We start from the raw sequence: 14,657 nt of genomic DNA, 5'->3' as shown, positions 1-14,657 counted from the left end.
CGTGACAAGTAGTAACGCGCCTCGTACTATGTGGGCGGAGGCAAGGAGACCCATGCACAGCAACGACGCTCAGATGCTCGTGCTGACCGTCCTCGCGGACGGCCCGCTGCACGGATACGCCATCAACACCGCGATCGAAGAACTCACCGGCCGCAAACTCGGCCCCGGCAGTCTCTACGGAGCACTCTCCCGGCTGGAGGCACGCGGACTGATCCAGCCTGCGGACCAGTCGGCAGAAACCCAGGAACGCCACCGCACCATGCAGGTCACGGACGCGGGCCGCGACCAACTGCGCACCGAGCTCCAGCAGATGGCCCGCATCTCCGCCGCCGGCCTGCGCGCACTCGGGATCACCCCGGCATGAACGCGGCCACCCTGCTGACCCGGCTCTACCCACCGGCCGTGTGCGAGCGATGGGGCGAGGAGATCCGTAACGAGGTGTCCGCATCGGGAATCCGCTCCTGGCCCGACACCCTCGTGGGGGCAGCGCGGCTGTGGCTGCACCCCGGCGACTGGCCCGAGACGTTCACCGGCCAGACCCGCCGCGTCCTGACCGTTGCCCTGTTCGTACTCACCGCGGCCACCGGACTGCTGCTGCGCTCAGCCGAACCCTCCACCATCCTCACGGCCGACCCCCACCACCCCGCCACCAGTCTGTGGCTGATCCCGCTCCTGCTGGGCATCGCCCTCGCCGCACCGCTTCCACCGCTGAGCGGCGAGGCCCTCTGTGGCCTGACCGCCGCAGCGGTCCGCACCCTGGCCGCCCCCGTCACCGCGTTGGTCATCCTGTGCCTGATGGCATGGAGCGGCATGGCCGAACACCTCACAGGCTTGGCCGACGTCGTCGCGGTCACCTACTACTGGCTCATGCTCGGGTTCGTCGCACTCCGCCTGTGTGTTCTTGTCGCCCGCATCTCCCGCATCGCCCACCTGCCGACCACACGCCGGCTGTCGACGGCCCTTCTGCACATGGGCGCAGGACTGGCCCTCGCCGCCAGCCAGAACCTCCTCGCCGCCGTCCGGACCGTCCCCCACCCGGGGTCCCTGGCCGAGAGCACGGCACTGGGCCTCCTGGCCGCCGCGGCCATCAGTGCCGGCCACGATCTACGACAGAAGAGGTCGTAGGCCCGCCCCTTCCTCGGCCTTTCCCGGCCTTTCCCGGTCTTACCCCGGCGGAGGCCGCCGAGGCGGCGGATCCGCGTCGCCGGGCGGTTGCCGACCGGCCGCCGACGCGTGCCGCCGCTCGGGGGGTCACCGTGCGACGGCGACGGAGGGCAGGTCCTGTTCGGCCCAGACGACCTTGCCGTTCGATGCGCAGCGGGAGCCCCACCTGCGTGACAGTGCGCCCGGTGGCGAGTGGCAAGGAATCTTGGCCACACCAGAACACCGGCCCTCAAGCCGTCGGTCTCCAGCAGTGCCAAACTCCTTTGGGGCGGCGGGGTCACAGTGCGGCGACGCGCAGAGGTGCGGTCGTCAACGGGCGCAGCGCCCACGGTGCCAACGGGTCGCGCTCCGCGAACAACGCCTCCGACGCCGCACGGCACCTGCGTACAGCCGTGCCGTCAGGTCGTCGTCTCGGGGGACCGGTTCGTACGTCGAAGCGCGCAGGTTGGCAGGCTCTCAGATTGCCTTGCGGACGAACGTTCGCCGTCGGCTCCTTCTGTCGTCTCGGCCGCGAGTTCGTGGGGCGCCTGGCTCACCGCGCCAGCGGGTCCGCAGTGGGCCTCCGCGGGCGGCAGAGGGCGAGGAAGCTGCCTGACGCGGCCAGTGCGAGGCCGAGGACCGATGTGGCCATGGGCAGGGCTGTGCCCTGGCTGCCGAGACCGGCCAAGGCCGGTGCGAGGGCGCCCATGAGGAACTGGGTGGTGCCCAGTAGTGCGGAGGCGCTGCCCGCCGCGTGTGGGGCGCGCTGGAGGCACAGGGCCGTGGTGGTGGGAAGGATCATGCCGACGGGGCAGGCCGTGAAGAACAGCGTGGTGGCGATCCAGGGCAGACCCGCGTGTGTGGTGGTGACCAGGAGGAGCAGGGTGGTGCCGGCGGCTCCGAGTACGGCCAGGCCCGTTGCCAGGACGCGGTGCGAGGGGAAGCGGCCGAGCAGCAGCTTGCCATTGAGCTGGCCGGTGACGACCATGCCGATCGAGTTGACGGCGAAGAGCAGGCTGTAGGTCTGCGGGGAGGCGCCGTAGATGCGTTGGATGGTGAAGGACGAGCCGGCGATGTAGGCGAACAGGGCGGCGAAGCCTAGGCTGCCGGTGAGCAGGTAGCCGGTGAAGCGGCGGTCGCGGATCAGGTCGCGCATGGTGCGCAGCGTGGTGGTCAGCCCACCGTGCCGTCGATGTGTGGTCGGCAGGGTCTCGGTGAGCAGGGTGGCAGTGGCGGCGACGATGGCGAGGCCCAGCAGGGTGAGGGTGACGAAGACGCCGCGCCATGAGGTGAGGCGTAGCAGTTGGGCGCCGAGCACGGGGGCGACGATCGGTGCCGTGCCGGAGACCAGCATCAGCGAGGACAGCAGGCGGGCGGCGGCGAGCCCGTCGTACAGGTCGCGGACGACGGCCCGGGCGATGACGATGCCAGCGGCGCCTGCCAGACCTTGGACCAGGCGCATGCCGATGAGCACCGCAGGATCGGGGGCGAGGGCACACACGGCGCTCGCCACGACGTACACCGTCAACCCCGTCAGGAGGGGCCGTCGTCGGCCCAAGGTGTCGCTGAGTGGACCGAGGACCAGCTGACCGACCGCTATGCCGATCATGAAGGCGGTCAGGGTGAGCTGGGTGACGGTCTGTGAGACGTGCAGGTCTGCGCTGACCTGGGGGAGGGCCGGGAGATAGAGGTCGATGGTGAGCGGGCCGAGTGCGGTCAGGGAGCCCAGGACCAGGACGAGTGACAGACGGCGGGGCGTCGGAAGGCGGGGCACGTCTTCCGAGACGGCGGTGCCGGCCTGAGGGGTTTCGGGCATGTCCGTTTCCAGGGCTTCGGGGGCGAGTGGAGCGTGCGCGTCAGCGGTCGAGGTGCGTGACGAGGAGGTTGGGGTCCTTGTTCGTGAGGTACGCCGCGCTGGGGACGTACACCGTGTGGCCGTGGATGGCGATGGACGTGGGGGTCTGCAGGCCGTCGGCCGCGGTGAGGACCGCGGTGTGGGTGCCGTCCGGGCGGACCAGGTCGACCTGGTTGTCGTCGCGTGCGGCGAGGAGGGTGTCGCCGTGGCCGGTGAAGGCGAAGTCGTCGATGGACGGCATGCCGGTGGCGCGGACCTGGACGGGGCCGGCCGTGCCGCGTGCGGTGACGGGGATGCGCAGGACGGTGCCCTTGTCGAGGTTGGTCGCCCACACCGCCCCGTGGTGCAGCTTGATCCCGTTGGCACCGGCGAAGGAGCTCGGCTCGAGGGCCTCGCCCTTGGCCCAGACGACGGCCTCGCCGCCCCGTACGGGAACACGGTAGACGACGCCGTGCACGGAGTCGGTGACGTACAGCCTGCCGGTGCGCCGGTCCAGGGCGAGACCGTTGGGCAGGCCGTCGGCGGGCAGGGCGGCGATGCGGTGCGGCCGGCTGCCGGGACGGACGGCCCAGACGCCGGTGAGGTCGGCCGTGCCGGTGGCGTAGGTGACGTAGAGGGTTCCGTCGTCCGCGCGGGCGATGCCGCTGATGAACGCCTTGCCCAGGTTGGGGGTGCTCGCCTTGGCCGGGGCGGGAAGTGTGGTCAAGACGCGAGGGCGGCCGCCCGGAGTGACGCGGACGATCTGCCGGGCGAAGGAGAAGGTCAGATACGCCGTTCCGGCGTGGTCGACGGTGATGTTCTCGGGCTGCTGCGAGGCCGCCAGGTCGAAGTGGTTGGCGATGCGGGGTGCCGTGAGAGGCTCGGTGGCCGCGCTGGCGGTGGTCGCGGAGGCCAGCAGGGCCGCGGCGGCAGCGAGCGTGGTCAGGGAGGTGCGCAGGTGCATGGGTTGGTCCTCCTGGTGGGGGATCGGTGACGGTTCACCGCCGGCCCGTGCGGGTTGCGGGCCGGCAGCGGGGCGAAGGAGTTGCGGCCGGGCGCTCAGGGGGCGACGATCTTGACCGTGCTGGCCCAACTGTGGCCGCCTTCCCGGATCTGCAGGGCCATGTGCAGCAGCTGGAAGCCCTCCAGCTCGCGGGCGTGCTTGAGGGCGCCGACGTCGACCGGGTTCAGCCCGCCGGAGGTGACCAGGTCGGCGACCTGCCTGCGGGCGGCCTCGTCGTCACTGGCGATGAAGACGTCGAGCGGAGTCCCGCTCACCTGTCCGGCGACCAGGGTGGTGGCGAACGTGGTGTTGAACGCCTTCACGACGTGGGTGCCCGGTGCGGCGGCCTCGGCGATCTCTTCGGCGGCGGAGGTGCCCGGGGCGACGACGAGCGCGTCGAGGGAGGCGTCGACGGGGTTGCTGATGTCGATCAGCACCTTGCCGGTCAGCCGTACTCCGTAGGCGGTGGCGAGCTCCTTGGCGGCGTCGAAGGGGACCGCGAGCACCACGATGTCCGCGGTGTCCACGGCCGATGCGTCGGCGGCGGCGATCCGGCCTTCGCCGGTTGCCCGCCCGCGCAGTTCGTCGACGAGTCGTACGGCCTTGCCGGGGTCCTTGGCGGTGACGGTGACCTTGTGTCCGCCCGCCAGGGCGCGGGTGGCGATGCCGCGGGCCATGTTGCCGGCACCGACGATGGTGATCTGCATGAAAGTGGTGTCCTTTCCTGTCCTGCGCTGTACCTGAGTGCCTGTCAGACGTGGACCCGGACCACGTTGAACGGGAGCTTCGGGTCGGCGATCTGGAACTGGAAGTTGACGATCAGCAGGTCGTGGCCATCGACGGCGGCCGTGGAGGGGCTGTGCATCCCGTGGCCGTGGATCGTGCGCACGAGCTCGGCATTGGTGTAGTCGTGGCTCAGCTTCAGGACGCTGATCTGGCCCTCGGGATGATCGAGTTCGGTGACGGCGGTCAGGGTGTGACCTCGCAGCAGCAGACCGTCGCCGGAGACGCCCCTGGCGCCACCGAGGTTGATCGGGACGACCCGATGGGTGCGCAGGTCGACGCGGTAGAAGGCGTAGTCGTTGTAGTCCGCGAGCAGGACGTAGCGGCCGTCGCCGGTGACCACCAGGCCGTTGCCGTTGAAACCGTCGTCGTAGACCATCGGGGAGTTGCTGAGGTCCACGTCCACCTGCAGCGGCTGCTGGACCTTCTCGTTCTTCAGCTCGGCGGCGGTGATGTGCCACAGCGCCGGGTGGATCGAGTCGGAGATGTAGGCGTCGCCGTTGGGGGCGAGGGCGACGTCGTTGAGGAAGGTGTCGGTGCGGCCGGTGTCGAACACGTGCAGCAGAGTGCGGGTGCTGATGTCGTAGACGAAGACCTTGCCGGTGGCGCCGCCGGCGACGATGAGCCGCCCCGCCCGGTCGGTCTTCATCCCGGCGACGGAGACGCGCCCGTCCTGGCCGCCGGGCAGGAACACCTGGGTCGCGCGCTGATGGACGTCGCCGCGGTAGATGGTGCCGTCGCTGGTGCTGCCGACGTAGAAGAAAGGCGTGCCGCTCTGGCGGGCGATGCCCTCGGGGTAGGTCTTGTCGCCGGGGATCGTGTAGCTGGTGGGCAGGTGACCTCGGTGGTGCGGGAGGCGCGTGTGAGGCAGGTCGCCGCCGGGGGCAGCGAGGGCCTGGGCGGCGCCGCCCAGGACGAGAAGCGAGGCCACCGCGACGGCTGCGGCACGGGTACGGCGAAGAGGGACTGACATGGCAGGTCTTCCTGAAGGGGCGAGAGTGGAGGAGGGGGTCGGAGGCTCAGTGACCGGCGCCGAACAGGGACCGGTTGGCGATGTCGATGATGAACGGGCCGACATGGGCGGGGTAGCGGTCCACGATCGCCTTCTTGTACGCCTCGCCGTCGTCGCCGAGCAGTTCGCGGGCGTCGGCGAGGTACTGGCGGATCCCGGCGTAGACCTCCGGCCCCGCGGGCAGGCCGTGGCCGGCGAGGATCGTGTCGTAGCCCGTCTCGGCGGCCAGAGCGTCGACGGCCTGCTGCCAGCCCGTGATGTCGTTGTTGCCCAGGTAGAGGTGGACGTCGTTGTAGACGAGGTCCTGAGCGACCAGGACGCCCTGCTCGGGCAGCTTCACGAGGAGTTCGTCGGCGGCCTCTCCGCCGGAGACGGCCTCGAAGACGAACCGGACGCCGTCGATGACCTCGGTGCCCGGGGTGATGTCCACACTGGAGGGCAGGTCGGTGGCCGGTATGACCACGCCGCTCGGCAGCTGGGCGGCGGGGCGCGCGGCGATCTGTTCACGCACCTGGGGCAGTACGTGGACCGGTGCACCGAAGCGGTCGGCGCCGTTGTAGTGGTCGGGGTGGGCGTGGGTGATGATCAGGCGGTCCAGCGGCTTGCCGAGGCCCTTGGCGTAGGCGACGGCCTCGTCGGCGTAGGCGGGGTTCAGCTGAGCGTCGATCACGACGATCCGGGCCGGGGTCTCGATCAGCTGCGTGGTGGCGTGGAAGGTGTCCGCCGGGGACATGTAGCTGTGGATGCGGACCGCGCCCTTGTCGAGGACCGTGACCGTGCCGTTCATGGGGAAACTCCTTGCGGTGGAGGCGGCCTTGCGTCGCCTTGACGACCTCCACTCTCGCCGCGAAACCGCAGGCAGACGAGATACGCTGAAGACCCTGCATGGTGAATCGAGGACATCTGGAGACTGTGATGGTTCCCCCGGGCCTGGACGGCGGTGATCCCTCCCGGGGAGGTGCGATTCCCCGGCTCGACTTCAATCCGCCCGAGGAGCGCGTTCCGGGCTTCGAGATCGTCGATCTCGCCACCCTGCACGAACGGCGTCGGCGGCGGGGAAGTCGGCCCGACGCGGTCCATCGGGTGGACTTCCACACCCTCACCCTGATCACCGAGGGCAACGGGGCGCACGCGATCGACTTCGTGACCCATCCCTGCCGCCCCGGGACCCTGATGTGGATCCGGCCCGGCCAGGTACAGCGTTTCGCCGACCCCGGAACCACCAATGGCACGCACCTCCTCTTCACGCCCGCCTTTCCGCCGCACTTCAGCAGCGCCGAGAGGCTGGTGAACGAGTGGTACGGCCCCGCGTGCTGGCAACTGGGCGCCGACCCCGCGTACGCCGTCCTGTCCGCCCTGCTGGGCCAGCTGCGCGCCGAATACGACCGCACCGGGCAGGCCGTTTCGCCGGAGATCCTCCAACTCCTTCTGGCCACCGTGCTGTTGCAGATCGACCGGCTGCCCCACCCCGACAGCGGCACCGACCCGCACGCCGGTGGCGAGGTGTATGCCCGCTTCCGCGCCGAACTGGAACGCTCCTACGCCACCACCCGCCGCGCCGCCGACTACGCCCACCGCCTCGGCTACACCGTCAAGACCCTCACCCGAGCCTGCACGGCCGCGACCGGACAACCCGTCAAGCACGTCATCGACGGCCGGGTCGCCCTGGAGGCCAGGCGGCTGCTGGCGCACACCGACGAGCCGGTGGCGACCATCGCGCGCCGCCTCGGTTTCCCCGAGCCCACCAACTTCGGCAAGTTCTTCACCCGCCACACCGGTGCGACGCCCGGCGCGTTCCGGCTCGCCCAGGGCCGGTAGCCAAGTCGGGCAGACCCGCCGCTCAGCCGGTGCGGCACGATCGGTGGGCGGATGGAAGCAGGAATGGGAAGGGGCGTCAGGAGCGTGGACGAGCATGCGGAGATCTCGACGTCGAGCGACGCCGCGAACAACGCGCTGATCATGGCCTTCGGGCGCTTGCAGGGGGCCGCGAACCGGCTGGAGTACATCCTGGGGCGGGCTCTGGAGGCGGACTGCGGTATCAGCCATCTGATGTTCGAGGTGCTGCTCATCCTGGGCAGGGCGGGGGAGCCGGGGCTGTCGATGCGGGCCGTCGCCCAGGAGCAGGTCCTCACGACAGGTGGCGCCACGCGTCTGGTGGACCGTATGGAGGCGGCCGGCCTGGTCGAACGCGTCGAGGATCCCGGTGACCGGCGCGGGAGGCTGGTGCGCCTGACGCCGCTTGGCGAGGACACCACGGTCTCCGTGTCCCGAATCCATGTCGAGAACATCAGGCGCTACTTCCTGGCGCCCCTCCCGGTGGAGGACCGGGACCGGTTCGCCGAAGACCCTCGCATCCTGAGTCACGCGGCACGGGACACACTGCCCCGGCTTCCCTGAGGGTTGTGGGCCGTCCCGGAGGCCCCTCCCCGCATGCGTCGCTGCACCGGCGACGACCTCCAAGCCGCTCAGCACCTCATCGACCTGCGCCCCCGCGTCATGGCGCACGTCATCCTGGCTGTGGGCCTGCTCCCGGCGATCTTCTCCGCGCGGTCAGCGCGACCCCAAGGCGAGATGCGTCCGAATGGTCGCAAGCTTGGTCACTCCCCGACTCCGGGCTCGTGCTGGATTCATGCGCTGCGCCGACACGTGGAGCAAGGTGTATCGCCTGACAGTCGAACACGGGAATGTCTGACTAGTCAGGTACTGTTGTTCTCGGTGAACCGCTCGCGCCAGGCGAGCACCCCACCCCTAGGCCGAGGTTCTCGATGCAGCTCGTCTATGCCTTCGATGCCTACTGCGGCTGGTCGCACGGGTTCTCCCCGGCCCTGCAGGGCTCCGCGACATCGGCCTGACCGAAGCCGAACTGACCCGCCTGCACTCACCCATCGGCCTCGATCTCGGCGCCCGCACATCCGAGGAGACCGCCCTGTCCATCGCCGCCGAGATCGTCGCCGTCCGCCACGGCGGAACAGGGCTGCCCCTGAGCGACTCGCACACACCGATCCACCACGCCACTGAAGAATGCCGGCCGGCCGCGATCGGGGCGGGTGGCCGCGTGGCGCGACCGCGAGCCGACGGTCAGGAGCACCAGAACACCCTGAGCCCGGTCCGGGCCGGCGTGGCCGCCTCGATGCCGACAGCCCGTGATCAGGACGGGGCCGTCCCGGGGGCGGCGGTGGTCGATTTGAATAACGAAAACGATCGGTTTACTATTGACGGGAAACCGGTCGGTTTCCTCATGGGGGGCGGCCGAGACCGTGATCCACGGTTGCCTTCGTGTGCCGAAGGGTTTTGAGTCCCCAGGTTCCCGGTCCGGCGATGGTGCCGTCCGGTCTTCTCCTGATGTAGCTGTGTTGTCCAGGCCGGAGTAAGTCATGAATGGAATTCACCCCTTCCGCGTGCTGCGCGCGAAACCCTTGTGGATCGCCAGCGGTGTGATCACCGGCGTTCTCGCGCTGCTGTTCTCCGTGCTGTACGTCGGCGCCAACATCGACCCGGCCGGCCACATGAGGAACCTGCCCGTCGGCCTGGTCAACGCCGACAAGGGAGCAAAGGTCGGCGGCAAGCGAGTGAACCTGGGAGCCCAGATCACCGGCTCGATCAAGAAGTCCACCGCGGGAGGGGGCAAGGTCGACTGGAAGGTGATGGACGAGCGGGAGGTGAAGGAGGACCTCGGCAAGGGCAAGCTGTACGGTGCGCTTGTCGTGCCCGCCGGCTTCACGTCCTCGGTCGCCGCCCTGACCGGCACCGGCACCACGGCCGCCGAAACCCCGGTCCGCCCGGCGCTGACGGTGCTGACGAACCAGTCCGCGGGCAGCCTGGGCTCCAGTCTGGCGCGGGTCGCGACGACGCAGGCCGCCGAGAGTGCCTCGCTCCACATCGGCAAGGAACTGACCGCCCGGATCGGAACCGTGCACAAGAAGCTGCCCGCCGCGGCACGCGTCCTGCTCGCCGATCCGGCCGCCGTCACAGTGAAGGACGGTCATCCCCTCGACTCGCACAGCGGCCTGGGCCTCACCGCGTTCTACTACGCGCTTGCCCTCGTGGTCGTCGGCATGCTCTCCGCCAACGTCATCAGCGGCCAGGTGGACCACACCCTCGGCTACACCCACAACGACCTGGGTCCGCTGCGCCTGCACCGCCCGCTGATCCGGGCGACCCGGGTGCAGACCCTCGCCATCAGCAGCACTCTCATGGCGGCCCTGTCCCTGCTGATGGGCACCCTGGTCATGGTCGGGGCGGTCGGCATCATGGGCATGGACGCCTCCCACCTGCCGCTGTTGTGGCTGTACTCGGTGTGCGCCATCGCGGTCTCCGGGATCGGCGCTCTCACCCTCCTCGCGGTGTTCGGCACCCCCGGCATGCTGGTGGCCACGCTGGTCTTCATCGGCATGGCGGTGCCGACGGCCAACGCCACCACGCCGATCCAGGCGCTGCCCGGTTTCTACCGCGTCCTTGCGGAGTTCGAGCCCCTGCGGCAGATCGCCGGCGGAGTGCGCTCCATCCTCTACTACGGCGCGCAGGGCGACGCGGGCCTGACCCGGGGCTGGGTCATGATGGCCGTCGGCCTCGTGGCGGCCGCTCTGTTCGGCTTCGGCGTGCTGGGGTGGTACGACCGCAAGGGGCTGCACCGCATCCCCGCCGAGACGGGCCCCGAGAAGAACGCCACCCCGGTGTAGCGGAGTTCCTTCCGCATCTCCCAGGACGGGGCCGTTGTGCGGAGTGGCCCCGTGTGTGTCGCCCCCGTGGGGACGAGGGGCGTGCACACCATCAGGGCTCGGCGACGGTCTTTCGCCCCCGGGACCGTCGCCGAGCCTCTGAGCGGACTTCAGTGTCCGGAAGGCGCCGGTCGCCTCCTGGCAGCACTGAAAACCGATCGGTTTCCAACGCGTCCGATTCGAGTTAACCTCACGACATGACCACCGAAGCGAAGTCAACTTCCAGAGAGCGCCTGCTGGAGGCGGCGGCCACCCTCACTTACCAGGACGGCGTCAATATCGGCGTCGACGCGCTGTGCAAGGCGGCGGGCGTGTCGAAGCGCTCCATGTACCAGCTGTTCCACAGCAAGGACGACCTGCTGGCAGCAAGCCTGGAGGAGCGCACTGCCCCCTTCGTGGCCACTCTCCTGCCCCCGGCGGACGACGGCCGCTCCCCCCGCGAGCGGATCCTGCACGTCTTCGGGCAACTGGAGTCGCAGGCGGGCGCGCCCGCCTTCCGAGGCTGCCGGTACCTGGCTGTGCAGATCGAGCTCAAGGACCAGAACCACCCGGCGAGCCGGGTGGCACACCGGATCAAGGCGGAACTGACCGCCTTCTTCCGCACCGAGGCCGAGCGTGGCGGCGCGAGCGACCCCGATCTGCTGGCCCGGCAGCTGATCCTGGTCTTCGATGGCGCCGGCGCCCGCGCCGGGATCGGAGCCGACACCCTGACGGGACTCATCGCCCCCACGGTGGTCACCCTGCTGGATGCGGCAGGCGTGCGCTGACGCCTCGTCCTTCCGGAAGGCATCCTGGCCTCCTGGCTACTTTCCCGCGCCCGGCGGAAGGCCGATGGCGGTGAGCGTGTTACCGAGCATGCCGCAGGCAGAGAAACGTGCAGTCCGGTCGGCATCGGCACCCAGCGCCAGAAGCACGGTTTCCCAGATCCTCATCCAGGCCGCCCGGACGTCGCGGCCGATCAGGTCGTCGCCCTGTGGCCCGGTGGCCGTCACGACGGCGTATCCCTGCATCTGCATCAGAAGTGCTTCGGGGCGCGTCGATATCAGCCGCGTGTAAGCGCTCGCCATGGCGCGAGAGGCCGGCGCGCCCCTCTCCACCCCGTTGGCCGCCCTCTCGAAAGCCAGGCGCGTGTCTTCCGCGCTCCGCGTCAATGCGGTGACGAAGATCGCCTTTTTGTCGGGGAAGAGCCGGAAGAGGTACGGCTGCGAGACGCCTGCTCGCTTGGCGATCGCCGCGGTAGAGGTGCCGTAATAACCGGTGATCGCGAACTCGGCGATCGCCGCGCGGATGGCGCTCTCGCGCCTGTCCCGCACGCTGATCCTGTCCATGCCGCCATCTGCCCGCTTGAGCCCTGCAAGGGGAAAGCGGTCGGTTTCTCGGTGGGCGCGGAGTTGTGACGACGAAGAATCGGTCGTTGGCACTCGTGACAGGCGCGTCATCCGGTATCGGGAAGGAAACCGCGCTCGAACTGGTCGCCGCGGGTTTCGACGTGGCCGGCACAAGCCGCGTAGCTGCCGAGAACCCTGCTTGCGCAGAGGGCGGCGGTTGTGGAACGTCTCGGGGAACGCGAGGATCTGGGCGCGGACGGAGCCCGGTCGGGCCGTGTCCGCGCCGAGAACCTGTTTGAGCAGGGACCAGGACTCTCCGCGGTCCCCATGTGTGAGGCAGCCGGGTTGCCGCGTGACCGAACACCTCACGGGTGGCCAGGTCCAGTCGGCAGGCGAGGTGGAACCCGCTCCCGGCTGTCGGGAGGTAGGTCTTGTCCCCGACTTGCTTGGCGCCGGGGTGGGGTTGGAGTGGACGCCGCGGCCGATCAGGTCAGGAGCCGGCCGCGTCTTCTTGTCCGGCCTCGTCAGCGACCGTCGCGTCCGCCTGGCCGGACCCGGCCCTCGGCCTTTGCAAGGCATTCGGGGAAGGGCCGGCGCCGGCAGGCTAGTCGCACACGAGCCCGCGAGGCGAGCTGAGGAACTTCCCGATCAGAGAGCCGACTTCGTCAGGGGCCTCGATCTGTGGGTAGTGGCCGACCGGGAAGGGGTCGTTGAGTTCCTGCAGGCGTGCGTGAGGGAAGCGCTGACGGATTCTCTGGGCGACGTGGGCACCGCTGATGGGGTCACGGGGTCCCCAGACGAAGAGGGTCGGGGCGTTGAAGTCCTCGAGGGCCGTGACCCATCGTGCTTCGTGGGCGCGGCGTTCGTCGATGTAGCGCAGCAGACGTGGCGCCAGCAGGTGTCCCTGGTGCAGGGCCATGCCATTCCACATCTCGTGCAGGTTCTGGTCGGAAGCGGGACGTGCCATGAGACGGCGCATCGATCTGGCGAATGTCTTCTGATTGATGCCGTGGCTGAGCAGGGGGCCGAAGGGACCGTGCAGGAGACGCTGAATGCGCAGTGGGCGGTGCAGATCGGGGTAAAGGCCGCCGTTGAGCCATACCATGCGGGTGACGCGGCGGGGGTTCCGGGCCAGGAGCTCTTGGGCCACGGTGACGCCGTAGTCGTGAGCGACCATGGCGGTGTCGCCGATGTCGAGGTGGGTCCATACGCCTTCGGCCAGGTCGGCCTGCTCCATCACCGAGTAGGTGTGGCGGCGTGGCTTGTCGCTCGCGCCGAACCCGAGCAGGTCGAAGGACGTGACGCGGAGGCCCAGGTCGGTGAGGTGGGGCAGGATGAGCGACCAGTCGTGTGACGAGGTGGGGAAGCCGTGTAGGAGCGTGACGGGACGGCCGTCTTCGGGGCCGTCCTGCCGGACGAACAGGCGGTGCCGGCCTCCGCGGCCGCGCACCGTGATCCAGGAACCGCCGGTGAGCCAACGGGCGTGGGAGGGCATGTGTGAGGGCATCGGGTTGTCCCGGAGACAGGCGGTGCCGTGGTTCGGCATCGCGGGCGCAGAGGAAGTCGTCGCCGTCTGATCGGCTGAGCGGTGTCTGTTCCGATTCCGCGACGCGCGGGGGCGGTCTTGTTGAGATCGCGGTAAGAGCCCCGGTATCGGGTCACGGCGACGCTGTGCTGCGTCGCGGTGTTGTGGTCTGGGGGCGGGCCTGGGCTGGAACCGGTACCTGTATGGGCAGCTCGAGCGTTGCAGCTCGTGATGCGCGCGCCCCTGGGCGCCACGTGCTGCGGAGACTGCCGGCGCGCCCAGCCTGCCAGGGCTTGCGCCCTGGCAGAGTTGCGGGATCTGGCATGATCGCGCTCCGGCGGGAGGTCGGTGGAAGGGCAGCCAAGAGGCACACCCGTAGGTGGGAGGGCGCCCCTTTACAAGCCCATGCATGGTGTCATGGGCCACGTGAGCGGTCCTCATGTGATGGGATCCGCGTTTGCTGTCGCTGGCACGTCATCGCCGCTCCGGCCTCCACCGCGCGCTGCGAGCGGCGCCGCCCACGCCCGCTCCGGGCAGCACCACGATGCTGCTGGGCGGATGGATGCGCTGGATTGTTTCCCTGACGCCTGTCAGCCGAGGCTCGTGGTGGACCCGGACGGCGACCACTCGGGCGTGTCGATCGGCGAGTAGTACGTGTCCTTCTGGTCCAGGCGCTCCATCCGGCGTCCGGAGTGCTCCTGGAGCACCTCGGGGTCGAGCGGCGGCACGAACGTGTTGTTCACCAGGGTGTATTCGGCGGCGAGTCGTCCCACCGGAGCGATGGCACCGAAGTCGATCCGGCCGCCCACATAGAGGTCGTCCCGGATGTAGAAGCGCACCACGTTGGCCCAGACGATGTTGTTGAGTCCGTCGGGCGCCGAGAAGATGTGCTCGACGGTGCACTCGAAGGCGATGGGGGCGCCCTTGATACGCGGCGGACGAACGGCCTCGGACGGTTCCTTCTCTAGCCCGACCGCGTCGAACTCGTCGACGTCGGGCTCGAACTCGAAGGCGCTGCGATGCAGCCCCTCGATCTGCGGCAGGGTGGCCATGTTGGTGACGAACTCGCCGGTGTCACGGATGTTGACGAAGCTGTCCTTGAGCGTGGCGCCGTCCGAACGCGGCTGCATCGACAGCGAGATCCGGGGCGGTTTGCGCCCCACGACCGTGAAGAAGGAGATGGGGGCCAGGTTGCCCACGCCTTCGGTGGACAGGGTGCTCACCCAGGCGATGGGGCGGGGAATGACACTGCCGATGAGCAGCTTGTAGGCGGACTTCTCGTCCAGGTCCGCGGAGTCGATGATCATGTGG

At 69.5% G+C, this 14,657-nt stretch carries 14 protein-coding genes and 2 pseudogenes; 8 read left to right on the top strand and 8 right to left on the bottom strand.

From position 1 onward, the window contains the following. Nucleotides 1-52: 52 nt before the first annotated feature. Together AB0958_RS06995 and AB0958_RS06990 are read left to right on the top strand one after the other, a co-directional pair. Nucleotides 53-364: a helix-turn-helix transcriptional regulator gene (locus AB0958_RS06995; protein ID WP_366889272.1), complete on the top strand. Its 312-nt coding sequence runs from the start codon at nt 53-55 to the stop codon at nt 362-364. Then, on the top strand, nt 361-1,125 hold the full coding sequence (locus AB0958_RS06990; protein WP_366889271.1) for a hypothetical protein: 765 nt from the start codon (nt 361-363) through the stop codon (nt 1,123-1,125). Before AB0958_RS06995 ends, AB0958_RS06990 begins: the two co-directional genes overlap by 4 nt. A 571-nt stretch (nt 1,126-1,696) precedes the next feature. Here the strand turns inward: AB0958_RS06990 and AB0958_RS06985 are convergent. The 5 genes from AB0958_RS06985 to AB0958_RS06965 all read right to left on the bottom strand — a co-directional run bounded on the left by AB0958_RS06985 (nt 1,697) and on the right by AB0958_RS06965 (nt 6,562). Beyond that, nucleotides 1,697-2,959: a multidrug effflux MFS transporter gene (locus AB0958_RS06985; protein ID WP_366889270.1), complete on the bottom strand. Its 1,263-nt coding sequence runs from the start codon at nt 2,957-2,959 to the stop codon at nt 1,697-1,699. A 40-nt stretch (nt 2,960-2,999) separates the two neighbouring features. Then, complete coding sequence (locus AB0958_RS06980) at nt 3,000-3,941, bottom strand: hypothetical protein (protein WP_366889269.1); 942 nt, start codon at nt 3,939-3,941, stop codon at nt 3,000-3,002. 95 nt (nt 3,942-4,036) lie between these two features. Then, nucleotides 4,037-4,687: an NAD(P)-binding domain-containing protein gene (locus AB0958_RS06975; protein ID WP_366889268.1), complete on the bottom strand. Its 651-nt coding sequence runs from the start codon at nt 4,685-4,687 to the stop codon at nt 4,037-4,039. 44 nt (nt 4,688-4,731) lie between these two features. Beyond that, nucleotides 4,732-5,736 carry a superoxide dismutase gene (locus tag AB0958_RS06970; RefSeq protein ID WP_366889267.1) on the bottom strand — a complete coding sequence of 335 codons (1,005 nt, stop codon included), beginning with the start codon at nt 5,734-5,736 and terminating at the stop codon, nt 4,732-4,734. Nucleotides 5,737-5,782: 46 nt separating this feature from the next. Further along, nucleotides 5,783-6,562, bottom strand: a complete 780-nt coding sequence (locus AB0958_RS06965; protein WP_366889266.1) for an MBL fold metallo-hydrolase — start codon at nt 6,560-6,562, stop codon at nt 5,783-5,785. 128 nt (nt 6,563-6,690) lie between these two features. Here AB0958_RS06965 and AB0958_RS06960 point away from each other — a divergent pair, with 128 nt between their 5' ends. The 5 genes and pseudogenes from AB0958_RS06960 (at nt 6,691) to AB0958_RS06940 (ending at nt 11,260) form a co-directional block, all read left to right on the top strand. Then, a complete protein-coding gene (locus AB0958_RS06960; protein WP_366889265.1) occupies nt 6,691-7,593 on the top strand; it encodes a helix-turn-helix transcriptional regulator in 903 nt (300 codons plus the stop codon). 84 nt (nt 7,594-7,677) lie between these two features. After that, complete coding sequence (locus tag AB0958_RS06955; RefSeq protein WP_366889264.1) at nt 7,678-8,172, top strand: MarR family transcriptional regulator; 495 nt, start codon at nt 7,678-7,680, stop codon at nt 8,170-8,172. Nucleotides 8,173-8,608: 436 nt separating this feature from the next. Then, nucleotides 8,609-8,785, top strand: a pseudogene (locus tag AB0958_RS06950) (XdhC family protein); the annotation flags it as partial. A gap of 364 nt (nt 8,786-9,149) precedes the next feature. Next, on the top strand, nt 9,150-10,454 hold the full coding sequence (locus tag AB0958_RS06945; RefSeq protein WP_366889262.1) for a DUF3533 domain-containing protein: 1,305 nt from the start codon (nt 9,150-9,152) through the stop codon (nt 10,452-10,454). A 236-nt stretch (nt 10,455-10,690) separates the two neighbouring features. Further along, nucleotides 10,691-11,260, top strand: coding sequence for a TetR/AcrR family transcriptional regulator (locus AB0958_RS06940; protein ID WP_366889261.1), 570 nt, complete (start codon nt 10,691-10,693; stop codon nt 11,258-11,260). Between the two features lie 36 nt (nt 11,261-11,296). Here the strand turns inward: AB0958_RS06940 and AB0958_RS06935 are convergent, their stop codons facing one another. Continuing rightward, nucleotides 11,297-11,821: a helix-turn-helix domain-containing protein gene (locus tag AB0958_RS06935; protein ID WP_366889260.1), complete on the bottom strand. Its 525-nt coding sequence runs from the start codon at nt 11,819-11,821 to the stop codon at nt 11,297-11,299. An 86-nt stretch (nt 11,822-11,907) separates the two neighbouring features. On the opposite strand from AB0958_RS06935, the pseudogene AB0958_RS06930 reads away from it, so the two are divergent. After that, nucleotides 11,908-12,009 (top strand): annotated as a pseudogene (locus AB0958_RS06930) (SDR family NAD(P)-dependent oxidoreductase); the annotation flags it as partial. A 416-nt stretch (nt 12,010-12,425) separates the two neighbouring features. On the opposite strand, the gene AB0958_RS06925 reads toward AB0958_RS06930, so the two are convergent. Continuing rightward, entirely contained in the window at nt 12,426-13,328 is a 903-nt protein-coding gene (locus tag AB0958_RS06925) for an alpha/beta hydrolase (protein ID WP_366889258.1), read from the bottom strand. A 608-nt stretch (nt 13,329-13,936) separates the two neighbouring features. Beyond that, on the bottom strand, nt 13,937-14,653 hold the full coding sequence (locus AB0958_RS06920; RefSeq protein ID WP_366889257.1) for a flavin reductase family protein: 717 nt from the start codon (nt 14,651-14,653) through the stop codon (nt 13,937-13,939). Nucleotides 14,654-14,657: the final 4 nt, after the last annotated feature.

This window comes from Streptomyces sp. NPDC006655 (assembly GCF_040703965.1).
In the GTDB taxonomy this organism is placed as follows: domain Bacteria; phylum Actinomycetota; class Actinomycetes; order Streptomycetales; family Streptomycetaceae; genus Streptomyces.
This window is presented reverse-complemented; position numbering and strand designations above follow the sequence as displayed.

Excerpts from the sequence above, each read along its gene's own strand:
- AB0958_RS06990 (WP_366889271.1), top strand. The coding sequence starts at position 361 with ATGAACGCGGCCACCCTGCTGACCCGGCTCTACCCACCGGCCGTGTGC.
- AB0958_RS06940 (WP_366889261.1), top strand. The coding sequence starts at position 10,691 with ATGACCACCGAAGCGAAGTCAACTTCCAGAGAGCGCCTGCTGGAGGCG.
- AB0958_RS06925 (WP_366889258.1), bottom strand. The coding sequence starts at position 13,328 with ATGCCCTCACACATGCCCTCCCACGCCCGTTGGCTCACCGGCGGTTCC.
- AB0958_RS06970 (WP_366889267.1), bottom strand. The coding sequence starts at position 5,736 with ATGTCAGTCCCTCTTCGCCGTACCCGTGCCGCAGCCGTCGCGGTGGCC.
- AB0958_RS06965 (WP_366889266.1), bottom strand. The coding sequence starts at position 6,562 with ATGAACGGCACGGTCACGGTCCTCGACAAGGGCGCGGTCCGCATCCAC.
- AB0958_RS06945 (WP_366889262.1), top strand. The coding sequence starts at position 9,150 with ATGAATGGAATTCACCCCTTCCGCGTGCTGCGCGCGAAACCCTTGTGG.
- AB0958_RS06960 (WP_366889265.1), top strand. The coding sequence starts at position 6,691 with ATGGTTCCCCCGGGCCTGGACGGCGGTGATCCCTCCCGGGGAGGTGCG.
- AB0958_RS06920 (WP_366889257.1), bottom strand. The coding sequence starts at position 14,653 with ATGATCATCGACTCCGCGGACCTGGACGAGAAGTCCGCCTACAAGCTG.
- AB0958_RS06980 (WP_366889269.1), bottom strand. The coding sequence starts at position 3,941 with ATGCACCTGCGCACCTCCCTGACCACGCTCGCTGCCGCCGCGGCCCTG.
- AB0958_RS06995 (WP_366889272.1), top strand. The coding sequence starts at position 53 with ATGCACAGCAACGACGCTCAGATGCTCGTGCTGACCGTCCTCGCGGAC.
- AB0958_RS06975 (WP_366889268.1), bottom strand. The coding sequence starts at position 4,687 with ATGCAGATCACCATCGTCGGTGCCGGCAACATGGCCCGCGGCATCGCC.
- AB0958_RS06985 (WP_366889270.1), bottom strand. The coding sequence starts at position 2,959 with ATGCCCGAAACCCCTCAGGCCGGCACCGCCGTCTCGGAAGACGTGCCC.
- AB0958_RS06935 (WP_366889260.1), bottom strand. The coding sequence starts at position 11,821 with ATGGACAGGATCAGCGTGCGGGACAGGCGCGAGAGCGCCATCCGCGCG.